The sequence below is a fragment of the Salinimonas chungwhensis DSM 16280 genome (genome assembly GCF_000378185.1).
GTDB lineage: Bacteria > Pseudomonadota > Gammaproteobacteria > Enterobacterales > Alteromonadaceae > Alteromonas > Alteromonas chungwhensis.
The window spans coordinates 689,057-703,601 of the sequence record NZ_KB899376.1 but is presented as its reverse complement, the minus strand read 5'-3'; the positions used below and the strand labels follow the sequence as shown (position 1 = coordinate 703,601).

The 14,545-nt window shown below is 46.8% G+C and carries 7 protein-coding genes; 5 read left to right on the top strand and 2 right to left on the bottom strand.

All coding sequences use genetic code 11. From position 1 onward, the window contains the following. Window positions 1-15 precede the first annotated feature (15 nt). Window positions 16-1,974, top strand: coding sequence for a tetratricopeptide repeat-containing sulfotransferase family protein (locus F458_RS0103230; protein WP_018981940.1), 1,959 nt, complete (start codon window positions 16-18; stop codon window positions 1,972-1,974). On the opposite strand, the gene ppsR is transcribed toward F458_RS0103230, so the two are convergent. Next, the gene (gene ppsR, locus F458_RS0103225) at window positions 1,971-2,783 is read right to left on the bottom strand and encodes a posphoenolpyruvate synthetase regulatory kinase/phosphorylase PpsR (RefSeq protein ID WP_018981939.1); all 813 of its coding nucleotides are present in this window, start codon (window positions 2,781-2,783) and stop codon (window positions 1,971-1,973) included. The two genes, F458_RS0103230 and ppsR, sit on opposite strands and share 4 nt — an antisense overlap. A 181-nt stretch (window positions 2,784-2,964) precedes the next feature. On the opposite strand from ppsR, the gene ppsA reads away from it, so the two are divergent. After that, a complete protein-coding gene (gene ppsA / locus F458_RS0103220) occupies window positions 2,965-5,334 on the top strand; it encodes a phosphoenolpyruvate synthase (protein ID WP_026294452.1) in 2,370 nt (789 codons plus the stop codon). Window positions 5,335-5,412: 78 nt separating this feature from the next. On the opposite strand, the gene F458_RS0103215 is transcribed toward ppsA, so the two are convergent. Beyond that, window positions 5,413-5,628 carry a PGPGW domain-containing protein gene (locus F458_RS0103215; protein ID WP_018981937.1) on the bottom strand — a complete coding sequence of 72 codons (216 nt, stop codon included), beginning with the start codon at window positions 5,626-5,628 and terminating at the stop codon, window positions 5,413-5,415. A gap of 179 nt (window positions 5,629-5,807) precedes the next feature. On the opposite strand from F458_RS0103215, the gene ydiJ reads away from it, so the two are divergent. The 3 genes from ydiJ (at window position 5,808) to F458_RS0103200 (ending at window position 14,503) form a co-directional block, all read left to right on the top strand. After that, window positions 5,808-8,894, top strand: a complete 3,087-nt coding sequence (gene ydiJ / locus F458_RS0103210) for a D-2-hydroxyglutarate dehydrogenase YdiJ (protein ID WP_018981936.1) — start codon at window positions 5,808-5,810, stop codon at window positions 8,892-8,894. Between the two features lie 801 nt (window positions 8,895-9,695). Next, the gene (locus F458_RS0103205; RefSeq protein WP_018981935.1) at window positions 9,696-11,423 is read left to right on the top strand and encodes an alpha/beta hydrolase-fold protein; all 1,728 of its coding nucleotides are present in this window, start codon (window positions 9,696-9,698) and stop codon (window positions 11,421-11,423) included. 68 nt (window positions 11,424-11,491) lie between these two features. After that, window positions 11,492-14,503, top strand: a complete 3,012-nt coding sequence (locus F458_RS0103200; protein WP_018981934.1) for a TonB-dependent receptor domain-containing protein — start codon at window positions 11,492-11,494, stop codon at window positions 14,501-14,503. Window positions 14,504-14,545: the final 42 nt, after the last annotated feature.

Here is a 14,545-nt window from a genome sequence, read left to right as displayed (position 1 = left end):
TGAAAAAGAGCAGCTATGCAACATCCAACACAATCAGTAAAAATCAAGCAGGCGATTCAAACGTCGGACTTTGAACAGGCTATAGTGCTGGCGGATAAAGGAATATCTCAGTCAGATAATGGCGCTATTGAATTTCTGTATCTTAAAGCAGTGGCTCAACGCCTGTCCAAGCGAAATCAGCAAGCAATACATACCCTTGACCAGCTTATCGAGCGCAAGCCTGATTATGGCCGCGCGTTCCAGGAACAGGGCTATTGCTTTAAAACGCTGGGGCAGTCTGAAAAAGCGGCCAGTGGTTTTTATAAAGCAACACGGTTCAACCCTGCGTTATTAGCAAGCTGGCAACAGATTCAGCAACATTATCAGTCTACCGGCAATACAATTGCCCTTGCCATTGCCAGTGAGCAAATAGCGTTTTTACAAAAACTTCAGAGACCTGTTCTTGGCGCCATGGATTTGATGTATGAAGGGCAACTTCATAAAGCAGAGCAGGTATGCAGACAATTTTTGCTGAAAAATAAGCATGACTGTGAAGCTATGATGTTGTTGGCGGAAATAGGTATCAAACTCAAAGTTTATCACGATGCTGAATTTCTGTTGGAAAGCTGCGTTGAACTTTATCCACAAGAGCCCAGAGCGGCACACGCTTATCAGAGCCTTTTACTGAAGTTGGGCAAATACGCGCAGGCACTTAGTTTTATAGAGTCGCGTGCGCCTGAGGATATGCACGACAGAAAGCTAAAGCTGGCCCATGCAAGTGCCTTATCGGGGGTCGGAAAACTAGAGCAGGCAACAAGTATTTATCTGAAGGTGCTCAACGAAAATGATGATCAGCCACAGGTATGGCTTTCGTTAGGGCATGTTTACAAATCAGCCGGGCAACTCGACAAAGCGATAGAGGCATACAAAAAAGCGGCGCACTACCAACCTGATTTTGGCGATGCTTACTGGAGCCTGGCGAACACTAAAACCTACACCTTCGATGATACTGCTATAGCCAAAATGAACGCAGCGGTTAAAAGCGTATCCGCGAGTCTGGACGATAGAATTCACCTCTATTTTGCTCTGGGTAAAGCCTATGAGGATGGCAATAATATTGCCTCTGCGTTTGCTTGTTACAAAAAAGGTAATACCCTGAAATCTAAAACGCTGGATTTTGATATCAAGCGAGTGGAAGGGGCTATGGAAAATCAGAAAGCGGCTTGCACAACAGCATTGTTTTCCCGGGCCACAGGTTGCCCGGCACCAGATCCGATTTTTATTGTAGGTCTGCCCCGGGCCGGCTCAACGTTGTTGGAGCAAATTTTGGCGTCCCATTCTCAAATAGATGGGACCATGGAGCTTCATGATATCTTAGGTATCGCTTCTCGTGTGAGCGGGCAGAAATTGAGCTATCCGCATAATTTGTCAGAGCTTTCCGACGAGCAATGCTGTCAGCTGGGTGAACTATATATCCAGCAAACCAAAGCATATCGTCAGGGGGCGCCATTCTTTATAGATAAAATGCCGAACAATTTTATTCATATTGGATTAATCAAACGCATCCTGCCGCACGCAAAAATTATCGACGCCAGACGTGATCCTTTTGCCTGTTGTTTTAGCGGTTACAAACAGTTGTTTGCAGACGGCCAGGAATTTACGTATTCGCTGGACAGTATTGGCCGTTATTACAACAGTTATCTTTCATTAATGGATCACTGGCACAACGTGCTTCCCGGGCAGATCTTAACTGTGCAACATGAAGATGTGCTGGATGATTTGCCCGGCCAGGTGAAGCGGATGCTGGACTACCTGGACTTGCCCTTTGAGTCTGCCTGTTTAGCGTATCACGAAACAAAGCGGGCAATTAAAACCCCCAGCTCCGAGCAGGTACGCCAGCCAATTTTTCAGCGTGGCCGCCATCAGTATAAGCCGTTTATTCCTTATCTGGACCCGCTGTTCGAGGCGCTGGGCAAAGCGCCCGAAACGCCTTAGTACTTACGCCGCTGTAATCCGGTTTCGGCCAAAATTTTGGCCGATATCTCTTCCACGGAATACCGGGTACTGTTAAGAAATGGAATTTTCTCCCGGCGATATAGGTTTTCTACCTCCCGCAGCTCCATACGGCACTGTTGAATAGAGGCATATCGACTATTAGCCCGTCGTTCTGACCGAATTTGCGATAATCGTTCCGGATGGATAGTCAGGCCGAACAATTTATGTTTAAAGCGCCGCAGAGCCGGAGGAAGTTTGAGCATATCGCCCATATCATCTTCGGTAAAAGGATAGTTGGCAGCTTTGATGCCGTACTGTAGTGCCAGATAGAGACTGGTAGGCGTTTTGCCGGACCGTGACACGCCTACCAGAATGATGTCGGCATCATGATACTCTTTTAAGTTCGAGCCATCATCATTAGCCAGTGCATAGTTAACCGCCTCAATACGAATATCATAGGTAGTTTCGTGGATACTATGGGTTCGATGCTTCTCGGGCTTAGAAGGAACACCAAGCACTTTTTCTAATGGCGCTACAAATTGATCCAGAAAATTATAATTGATACCTACGGATCGCGAGACAATTTTACGGACATCTACGTTCACAATTGTATAAAAAACGAGCGGCCTTTCTCCGCTGTCTTGAAAACTTTCAGAAATTTCTTCTAAAACCCTGTAAGCATGTTCCTCAGTTTCAACAAAAGGAATGGTTTTATGGTTGAATTGCATGGGGAACAGTGACAGCAAAGCATGGCCGAAGACCTCTGAGGTAATAGCTGTGCCATCTGATATGTAATAAGCGGTACGCACGTCCTTGCCTCTCTTTTCAATGTTGTAATTTAATTACAGGGTTAATAAATATTTTACTTTCAAATTTTGCCCATTCTATGATGGTTTTAGTGAAAAGCCAGTGTAAACAGCAAATTGCTGATGAGCTGGCAGTAAAATTTGTCCATCGAAATGGACACAGACAACGCTGGAGGCTCAGGCTGTGCAAGAACACGTACTATGGTATCAGGAATTGGGGATGCAGGATGTTGCTCGCGTGGGTGGCAAAAACGCATCGTTAGGCGAAATGATTTCAAACCTGGCAAATGCCGGTGTTCAGGTGCCCGGCGGTTTCGCTACCACAGCTGAGGCGTTTAATGCATTTTTATTGCAAAGCGGTTTGGATGCGCGCATCCATGAAGTGCTTGATAGCCTTGATGTTGATGATGTAGATGCGCTGGCCCAGGCCGGACAGGACATTCGTCAGTGGATTATCGATACACCTTTTCAGCCAGAATTTGAACAGGCAATCCAAAGTTCATTTGAAGCCCTGCAAGGTGATGCTGGCGATGAGGCTTCATTTGCTGTCCGCTCCTCTGCCACGGCGGAAGATATGCCCGATGCTTCATTTGCCGGACAGCAGGAAACGTTTCTGAATGTAAAAGGTTACGAGTCTGTCTTAGTGGCAATCAAGCATGTGTTTGCCTCTTTATTTAACGATCGGGCTATTTCCTACCGTGTTCATCAGGGCTATGACCATAAAGGCGTTGCGCTGTCTGCCGGGGTCCAGCGTATGGTGCGCAGCGATATTGCGGCTTCGGGCGTAATGTTCACGATAGATACCGAGTCAGGTTTTGATGATGTGGTGTTTATTACCAGCTCGGTAGGGCTGGGTGAAATGGTAGTGCAGGGAGCGGTGAACCCGGACGAATTTTATGTTCACAAGCCCACCCTGGAAAGCGGCAGGCCGGCCATTGTTCGTCGCAACCTGGGCAGCAAGTTAACTAAAATGATTTATTCTGATGACGAGGCCCATGGTAAGCAGGTTTCCATTGTGGATGTGGATCGTCAGGATAGCATGTCATTTTCACTTACCGATGATGAAGTTCAGGAACTGGCGAAACAGGCTGTCATTATTGAGAAACATTATCAGCGCCCGATGGACATTGAGTGGGCTAAGGATGGGGTAGATGGCAAACTGTATATCGTACAGGCCAGACCTGAGACGGTAAAAAGCCGCGAAGATAGCCAGACTATTGAGCGGTATCAGCTTAAAGGTCAAAGCAATGTGATTGTGGAAGGTCGGGCCATCGGTCATAAAATCGGCGCCGGGACCGCTAAAGTTCTGGGTTCTATTGATGAAATGAATAAGATCCAGTCGGGCGATGTATTGGTTACTGATATGACCGATCCGGACTGGGAACCAATTATGAAAAAAGCAGCGGCAATTGTCACAAACCGCGGTGGCCGCACCTGTCATGCCGCAATTATCGCCCGTGAGCTCGGTATCCCGGCTGTAGTGGGCTGTGGAAATGCTACCGACTCTATACAAACCGGCGATGCGGTAACGGTTTCTTGTGCTGAAGGGGATACGGGTTATATCTATGGCGCTGAACTGGAATTTGACGTCAATACCTCCCGCGTTGATGCCATGCCGGATCTGCCGTTAAAAGTCATGATGAATGTGGGCAATCCAGACCGTGCCTTTGACTTCGCACGTTTGCCTAATGAAGGGGTCGGGCTGGCCCGCCTGGAATTCATCATCAACCGCATGATTGGGGTACACCCCAAAGCACTGCTGAATTTTGATGACCAGCCAGAAGAGCTCAAAGAAGAAATAAACGACATTATTGCAGGTTATGATTCACCCACAGAATTCTATATTGAGAAGCTGGTTGAAGGGATATCTACTATCGCTGCAGCATTTTCACCCAAGAAGGTGATTGTGCGTATGTCTGACTTTAAATCCAATGAATACTTCAATCTGGTTGGTGGTTATCAATACGAGCCTGATGAAGAGAACCCCATGCTCGGTTTTCGTGGTGCCAGCCGCTACGTCTCTGAAGAATTCAGAGATTGTTTTGCGCTGGAATGCGAAGCAATAAAGCGGGTGCGTGACAAAATGGGGCTGACTAATGTTGAAATTATGATTCCCTTTATTCGTACTGTGGAAGAAGGACAAAAAGTCATTGAGTTGCTGGCCGAAGAAGGATTGAAGCGGGGCGAGAACGGACTGCGCGTAATCATGATGTGTGAGTTGCCGTCAAATGCGCTTCTGGCTGATCAGTTCCTTGATATCTTTGATGGATTCTCTATCGGGTCAAACGACCTGACTCAATTAACACTTGGGCTGGACAGAGATTCAGGGCTTATTGCACATCTTTTTGAAGAACGTAATGAAGCGGTCAAAGCGTTACTTTCAATGGCAATTCAGGCAGCCAAAAAACGGGGCAAGTACGTGGGTATCTGTGGACAGGGGCCATCTGACCATGAAGATTTTGCCGGCTGGCTGGTCAAAGAGGGTATCGATTCAGTTTCTCTGAACCCCGATACTGTGGTTGAGACCTGGATGTATCTGGCAGAAAATCACTAATAACAAAGTCATAAAAAATCCGCACAAACGTGCGGATTTTTTTGTTTATCATTTATTGTAAACCTTGCCTCAGCCAGGCTAGCGAAGTTTACGGGCTAACAGATAGGCATCTGCTTTGCGCGCACTGTGGCGCATTCCCAGCTGAAAATACTTTAGTACTGCACGCGCTTTTGGCCAGTCATAACTCAACATCATTAAACCACCCAGCACGAACAGGATGGAGCCGGGTAACAGGGTTAATACGATACCCAATATAAATAAGCTGGCACCTAAGAGCAGTCTTATTGTTTTCATAATTTGTCACATACCTGTTCTATCATCTTTTTATCATACCTCTAACCGGGTGCCTGTCCAGACTGTGAATGTAAGCATATGTAACCAGGAGGTTTCTTAAGGCTTGTACATCTTGGCAGATTGACCTAGAGCGAAGCGCCACGGATGCGTATACTATCTGCATATCGTTGTGAGGAGTGATGTCATTGAAACTGCCCCGTATTGCACCTGAAAGTAGTGTCACCAGCCATTATCAAAGCTATCTTAAAGCGCTGTCGCAATCGCGTTTTAGTGGAGATATTGAATACAGTTATGCCAGCAGGATGGCCGTAGCTACCGACAACTCGGTGTATCAGAAAATTCCGCAGGCAGTTGTGTTTCCTAAAGGGGTGGACGATCTTCAGTGCCTTGGCGAACTGGCAAATCAGCATGAGGAAATTACGTTTTCAGCCCGTGGGGGCGGCACCGGCACCAATGGGCAGAGCCTTACGGACGGTATTGTTGTTGATCTTTCGCGCCATATGAACCGCATCTTGGAAGTCAATATCGAGGAAGGTTGGGTGCGTGTCCAGACCGGTGTGGTCAAAGATGCGCTTAATGATGTTCTGCGCCCACATGGTTTTTTCTTTTCACCGGATTTATCCACCAGTAATCGCGCCACTCTGGGCGGTATGATAAATACTGATGCCTCCGGGCAGGGGTCACTCAGATACGGTAAAACCAGCGATCACGTACTAGGATTGACCACCATCCTAGCCAATGGCGAAGTGCTTAATACACAGCCATTGACCGTTGATGAGGCTGAACAACGTGCCCGGGAAGAGGATACCCAAGGTGGGATCTTACGCCAGGTCATGGCAACCTGCATGGGCCAACGTGAAGAGATACTGAATAAATTTCCACGAATGAACAGGTTTTTAACCGGTTATGATCTTGAGCATGCGTATGATGAGAAGAACCAACTGATCGATGTCAGTCGGCTCATTGCAGGGTCTGAAGGTTCGCTGGGTTTCGTGGCCGAAGCTAAGCTATCCATAACGCCAATTGCCAGCCACACTGCGCTGGTTAACATCAAATATGATAGCTTTGATTCGGCGCTGCGGCATGCTCCGCAGATGATTGAGGCAGATGCCACATCGGTGGAAACAGTAGATAGCAAAGTCCTCAATCTGGCGAAAACAGACATCATTTGGCATTCAATTTCCGACCTTATTACTGATGTGCCGGATAAAGAGATGCTCGGCCTCAATATGGTCGAGTATAACAGCACCAGTAAAGCGGAAATTGAAGCCCGAATTGCCTCGCTCGAAGCCGCCTTGAAATCTGATATTGCTAATCATGAAAACGGCGTGATTGGTTACCAGTTAACGTACGAGCGCGCTGACATTCAAAAAATCTACGCCATGCGCAAAAAAGCAGTGGGTTTGTTAGGTAAAACTGACGGGCCGCAAAAGCCCATCGCGTTTGCTGAAGATACCGCGGTACCGCCACAGAATCTGGCTGACTTTATCCGGGAATTCAGAGCACTGTTAGACGGGCACGGGCTCCAGTATGGTATGTTTGGTCATGTCGATGCAGGCGTGTTACATGTCAGGCCGGCGCTGGATTTGTGCGACCCTTCTCAGGAATCGCTCATGCATCAGATTTCCGATGAGGTGGTGGCGCTGGTGGCCAAATATGGTGGGTTGATGTGGGGCGAGCATGGCAAAGGATATCGCAGTGAGTACGGACCGGCGTTTTTTGGCGAGGTTTTGTTTAATGAGTTGCGTAAAATCAAGGGGGCATTTGATCCTTTAAATAAAATGAATCCGGGTAAGATTTGCACGCCGCTGGATAGTGAAGATACCCTGGTGAAGGTTTCGGATCCCAAACGCGCTACCTATGACAGAACCATCCCCGTGACATTCAAAGCGCCGTTCGAGTCAGCAATGAACTGTAACGGTAATGGTCTGTGTTTTAATTATGATACGACATCACCCATGTGTCCTTCGAGTAAAATTACCCGGGACCGGCGTCACAGTCCAAAAGGACGCGCTGGTTTAGTACGTGAATGGTTACGGTTGCTAACGGAAAGCGGCATTAATACGAAGCAGTTGGATGCTTCTGCATTTTCCTCCTCCTGGCTGGAAAAATGGCGCAACAGACACAGCAAAAGCGAAGATTTTTCTCATGAGGTGTTCGAGGCAATGGAAGGTTGTCTGGCATGTAAATCCTGTAGCAGTCAGTGCCCTATAAAAGTTGATGTACCTGACTTTCGATCAAAGTTTCTGTCTATTTACTATCAGCGATACAGTCGGCCATTAAAAGATCATTTAGTTGCCAACATAGAACGTATGGCACCGGTTATGGCCCGAATGCCTGCAGTTGTGAATTTCTTTTTGAAACAAGGCTGGATGAACCGCCTAATGGAAAAAACAGTGGGGTATGTTGATACGCCATTGTTATCTGTGCCAGCGCTAACCCAGCGTTTATCCGCTGAAGTACAACACTTTGATTTGACAGCATTACGCAAGCAGTCGCCTGGTGAACGCCAAAAGCAGGTATTGATAGTGCAGGATCCTTTCACCAGTTTTTACGAGGCCAGCCTGGTGGCTGACTTTGCCGCTTTGGTTAAAAAACTAGGGTACCAACCCATACTGTTGCCGTTTAAACCTAATGGAAAACCTGCTCATGTAAAAGGTTTTTTGAGTGCATTTGCCAGTACGGCTAAAGACACTGCCGGCTTTCTAAATCAGTTGCATGAACTGGACATGCCTATGGTGGGAGTAGATGCTTCATTAGTGTTGTGCTACCGCGATGAATACAGCAAAGCGCTGGAGGCAGAACGAGGCGATTTTTCGGTGCTTACGGTTCAGGAATGGCTTAAGGCGTTGCCCCAGGGCACCATCCGGCCGGCATCCACTGGTACTCAAAGTCAGCCTTTGGCCTTGTTTAGTCACTGTACTGAAAAAACCGCATTGCCGGAAAGTGAAAAAAGCTGGCAGAATTTGTTCAGTCAGGCTGGCCGACAGGTCGATATTGTCGCGGTAGGATGCTGCGGAATGGCAGGAACGTATGGGCATGAGGCCAGCCAGAAGGAAAAATCACTGGGTATTTACGCACTGTCGTGGGAAACCGCCATCGCCAAATACCCGCAAGATGCAGTGATGGCGACCGGTTACTCGTGCCGCAGTCAGGTGCAGCGCGTTGATGGATTTAAACCTGCCCATCCGCTCCAGCATTTGCTTACCAGTGTACAGGCGATAGAGGACGTAGTTAATGTCGATGAGCGCCATCGGGTAGCCTGAATGAAGATAGGGACGTCTGTAACTTATAGCGTTCCCGGTCTGTGACCAGCGTGATCCCACTGCAAATAAGGTCAGGCTACATTGTGAGAACCCACTGTCATAATATGATTATGCATGTTCGGCGTTTTACCATTCATAAAACAGGCTGGGAGCACTAGTTCGCTTAAACGCTGTTACGCATGCAAATTCAGTATTTTTGAAAGTTGCTACCTCTCAATATAAAGCCCTCCTTATGTGAAAAGCTATTACCTGATACATATATAAAGATAGGTCGCTTACTTAAATAGCAAGCTGCCGCACTATCTGTTTTCTAACTAATCGTTCTCAACATATTCCCGGACTGTGCACTAAAGGATTAACATTATTTTTAATCGTTAACTTTTCCGGGGGCATAAATTTAAAGAGTTAACATACTAAAAAATTATCACTTTATTTTTTAAATAAAAAAATGCTTCTTTTTAAGAAAGGGAATGGTTTTCTGATTCCATTTGTCATCAAATGATTCCGTAAGGAATCTCACATGTTGTAAAAACACTTATTTATCACCTCTTTTAAATAATAAAGCTTTGATTTTAAATGGCTTTTTATTTATGGCATTTGCATTGCTTCGTTTCTAAATAGTAGCGGCGGGCATTGTTCTTTTACGCGTTAATAGGGAATCGATAATTTAATGAGATGCCATTTTTGACGTTAAGTTCAAACTGAATAATCCGCTATTGACTGTTTAATTTTATTTGAAAAATAAAATAACAACGGCTTTGATGTTTTCTGGGAAATAAGCCTCTTTAAACAAGGAAAAGCATGATAAATCAACTAAAGATAAAAAAATCAGTTTTAGCGATCAGTCTATTGCTGGCATCCACTCACCTGCAGGCAGCAACATTCGAACTGACCGTCCCCGATAAAGCACCCGATAAGCAGTATGATGGTCGTATGATTCTAATCCTGGCTACGGATAAAGCCAAAGCACCAGTGGATCAGGTTCGGCCAGATTTTGACGCCGCTCAAATCTTCGGGATCAATATAGATGCCCTGAAGCCTGGAAACTCCGTGACTATAACAGATGGTGTGCTTGGTTTTCCTGCGCGTAGTCTGGCTGATGTACCGGCGGGCGAGTACTTTGTTCAGGCCGTGTTACACAAGTATGACACATTCAACCTCTCGAACGGAAAAACCGTTAAGCTGCCCGCTGCCCGAGGCGCTGGTCAGAACTGGCGCAAGGAGCCCGGTAATCTTATTAGCGATCCGATAAAAGTCATGTTTGACCCGGCAGATAATAAATCGATTAACATTACCCTCAACAATATTAACCCGCAAATTGACGAGCCTGAAGAAACCGAGTTTATTCGCAGAATCAAAATAAAAAGTGAATTGCTCTCAGAATTCTGGGGAACTGACGTATTTTTACGAGCACATATATTGGTACCACGAGATTTTGATAAACATCCGGATGCCCGATTTCCTCTGGCAATATTCCACGGACACTTTCCTGCTGATTTTGGCGGCTTTAGTCAAAGCCCTCCGGCCCCGGATTTAGAATGCGAATATAGTAAACGTTTCAATCTTGACTGTTATAACAAGATAGAAGCACAAGAAGCTTATGACTTCTATAAGTATTGGATCGCTGAAGATACCCCTCGTATGTTGATAGCAGAAATTGATCACAGCAATCCTTATTACGATGACAGTTACGCTGTAAATTCGGCAAACATAGGTCCCTATGGGGATGCACTGACCTACGAACTTATTCCTGCTATTGAGAAGGAATTTCAGGGACTTGGTAAGGGATGGGCACGCTTTCTTTATGGTGGCTCCACCGGGGGCTGGGAAGCACTGGCCGCGCAAATAAAATACCCTGAAGAATATAACGGCGCCTTTTCAGCCTGTCCTGACCCAATTGATTTTCGTCAATTTATGACGGTAAATCTTTACAAGGATGATAATGCCTATTATCGAAAAGGCCCGTTTACAAAAATCGAACGCCCGTCCCATCGCAACTATTTAGGGCACATTTCAAGGTACATGGAGATGGAAAACAGGTGGGAGTTGGTACTGGGTGATAAAACCCGCTCAGGTCAACAATGGGATGTATGGGAGGCGGTATTCTCGCCTAATGGTGTGGATGGCTACCCTCAACCTATTTGGGATAAGGCCACTGGCGAGATCGATAAACAGGTCGCGCAACACTGGCGTGAAAACTACGACCTGCGCTACATCATGGAACGGGACTGGGCCGAAATAGGACCAAAGTTACAGGGTAAAATCCACATTTATACAGGCGATATGGATAACTATTACCTGAACAATGCGGTTTATCTTACAGAAGATTTTCTAAAAAATGCCGACCCTGCCTATCAGGGCGAAGTGGATTATGGTGACCGTGCTGAGCATTGCTGGAACGGTGATCATGAAAACCCCAATGCTATTTCAAGGTTACGTTACAACCGTTTTTACACACCGAAAATAATGCAACGAATCCAGGCTACTGCACCGGAAGGTGCTGATTTGCAAAGCTGGAAATACCAATAAAACTCGAAGTTCAGAGTTTACAAAAAAGCGCAGCATTATTGACGCTGCACACATACCAGGGAACTCGAATGAATAAGAATACATTTACAAAAACCTTAATCGCCACCGCGATTTTGGGCGGTGTAGTGACGCCTTTGTCCGCCGTATCACAAGAAGCTGATGCGGATAACATTGAAAAAATTGCGGTTACGGGGTCACGTATCCGATCCTCAAATGAAGTCAGCGTAAGCCCGATTACGACGGTGACCGCTGAAGAGATTCAGACCCGCGGTGTTATTCGAACAGAAGACATGGTAAATGCGCTGCCGCAGGTGTTTGCTGCTCAGGGATCCAGTGCCTCCAACGAAGCTACCGGAACTGCGCAGGTAGACCTTCGGGGACTTTCAGCAGATCGAACGCTGGTACTGGTTAACGGGCGACGATTACCCTATGGCTCACCCATATCGGTACCCTCAGATCTCAACCAGATCCCTTCCTCGCTGATAGAAAGCATAGAAGTACTTACCGGTGGCGCATCAGCTGTTTATGGTTCTGACGCAATAGCGGGTGTGGTCAACTTTAAAATGATTGATGATTTTGAAGGCCTTAAGTTTGAGGCAAATTTGACCAAAACTCAGCACAATAATGGCAATGATTATCTTCAGGGTTTGCTTGACGAAAACAATTTCGACAAACCTGATAGCTCTGTCTCAGATGGGTTTGGACAGGAATATGCCCTTGTAATGGGGACAAATTTTGACTCTATGCCGGGCAATGTGACCGTGTACGCCAATTACCGGGAAGTAGAGCCAATTTTACAAAGTCAAAGGGATTACTCAGCCTGTGCGCTGGCTGCTGCCGGCGATGAGGGCGAAAACTTTGCCTGTGGCGGTTCTGGTTTCTCTTTTCCTGCAAATATATCCAATACCAGAGGAATCGATGGTGTCCCAACTGGTTTTGGCGTCAACAATGGCGAATTCGTGGAAGGGGGGACAGTATTTAATTACGCGCCCTTCAACTATTATCAGCGGCCTGATCAGCGTTACTCCATAGGCGCGCTGGCGCATATGGAAGTCAACGAGCATGTTATTCCTTTTCTGGAAATGAGTTTCATGGACGACCGCTCTACAGCGCAAATTGCACCAGGTACTGTATCCGGTGGCATTTTCGGCAGTGCCGGCGGTCTAAACTGTGATAACGCTTTGTTAAGCGCTCAACAAGCTGAATTTTTATGCGGGGCGGCTGGGTTGTCTACCCAGGGTAATTATGATGCGTCCGGAAACTATTTGGGGCCTGATGCCATCGCCGAAGGGATTTTAATCCGTCGCCGCAATCTTGAGGGCGGACCCAGACAGGATGATATCCGCCACCAAAGCTTTCGTTTTGTCCTGGGAAGTCGAGGAATGTTAGCTGGTCCGTTTGATTATGAACTCTTTGCTTCCTATGCCAATGTTTCCTATCGCAGTCGCTTTGAAGGCGATGCTAACCGCGATCGTCTGGGGAAAGCGTTTAACGCAATAATCGATCAACGAGAGTCATCATCCACATTTGGTCAGGCCGTGTGCGCCGTTAATGCTGATGCGGATGCCACTAACGATGACGCAGCCTGTATGCCCCTGGATTATTTTGGTCCGGGCGGCGCGTCAGCAGAGGCCACCTCTTACGTGCTTGAAAGTAAAGGAATCACCGGTGATACGGGCATGAAGAATGTTGTTTTTTCTGTGACAGGGAATCTGGATGAATGGAATATTCGTTCGCCCTGGGCCGATTATGGGGTTGGTGTGGCAGCCGGTGTTGAATATCGGGAAAATACCCTGGAATATGTTCCCGATGAAATATACCGGACAGCGGTAACGCCTGAGTTACCCATCAGCGGAGATGTGTCTGTAAGAGAAATATTCGGTGAACTGAATGTCCCGTTGGTTAACGGCAAGCCATTAATAGAAAACCTGGGGATGGAGTTTGCGTATCGTTACTCTGACTACAGCAGTGAATTTGAGACCGACACCTACAAAGTAGGACTTAACTGGTCACCCCTGAGCGAACTGCGTTTTCGCGGTAGCTATCAGCGAGCAGTTCGAGCGCCTAACGTTGTTGAGCTTTTTTCCAGTCAGCAGCGCTTTGAAGTTGATTTGACGCAAAATGCAGATGGTTCTTTTGACCCCTGTTCGGGCGAAAATCCGTTTGCATCCTTTGAACAGTGTGCCCGCACCGGCGTAACAGCCGCACAATACGGCAATATTCAGGATAACCCTGCCGGTCAGTTTAACACGCTGGTAGGCGGCAATCAGGAGTTACAGCCTGAAACAGCCAATACTTACTCATTCGGTGTGGTGTACCAACCAGAGTTTGTTGAAAACATGACGATTTCTGTGGATTATTTTGACATTGAGGTAGAAGATCTCGTTGGCAGCGTAAATCCAAACCTGGCCATGGGTAAGTGCCTGGAAACCGGAAATACTTACTTTTGTAACCTGATTAACCGGGGACAGGGTGGGTCACTGTTTTTGTTCGACAATAGTTATTTTCAACGCTTTAACCTAAACACTGGATCTCTTGTCACCAAAGGTTTGGATTTCACTACAGACTACCGCTTCGATGTTGGTGAGATGGGGGATATTTCCATTAACTTTGTAGGCACCTACCTCGATGAATTCACCTCCACGCCGCTGCCGGACTCGGACAGTAGTGAAGTCTATGATTGTCAGGGTCTTTACGGTGGCTTGTGTGGACGGCCTCGTCCTGAATGGCGTCATAAGATGCGCGCAAGCTGGGTTACCCCGTATGATATCTCGTTAGCACTTACCTGGCGTTATATCTCAGAAGTAAAAATAGCACAGACCAGCTCGCAGCCAGCTTTGCTTGGCAGCTTTGCAAAAGTAAACGAAAAGTTAGGTGCGCGTCACTACATTGACCTCTCGGCTGGTTATGTCTTAAATAATGAAATTTCATTTCGTGCCGGTATTAACAACCTGTTGGATCGCGACCCGCCGCTTACAACAACAGCAGCGATTGAAGATGGTGGAAATGGTAACACCTATCCGCAGTTTTACGATGCTGTGGGAAGGACAATTTTTGCAGGTCTGACCTACCAATTCTAATAATTCGCAGCCCTGTTAAAGCAGAGTGTGTCCTGCACGCTT

Bases quoted from the DNA above. Each gene is read 5' to 3' on its own strand.
- F458_RS0103230 (WP_018981940.1), top strand. From the start codon at position 16: ATGCAACATCCAACACAATCAGTAAAAATCAAGCAGGCGATTCAAACG.
- F458_RS0103215 (WP_018981937.1), bottom strand. From the start codon at position 5,628: ATGAAAACAATAAGACTGCTCTTAGGTGCCAGCTTATTTATATTGGGT.
- ydiJ (WP_018981936.1), top strand. From the start codon at position 5,808: ATGTCATTGAAACTGCCCCGTATTGCACCTGAAAGTAGTGTCACCAGC.
- F458_RS0103205 (WP_018981935.1), top strand. From the start codon at position 9,696: ATGATAAATCAACTAAAGATAAAAAAATCAGTTTTAGCGATCAGTCTA.
- F458_RS0103200 (WP_018981934.1), top strand. From the start codon at position 11,492: ATGAATAAGAATACATTTACAAAAACCTTAATCGCCACCGCGATTTTG.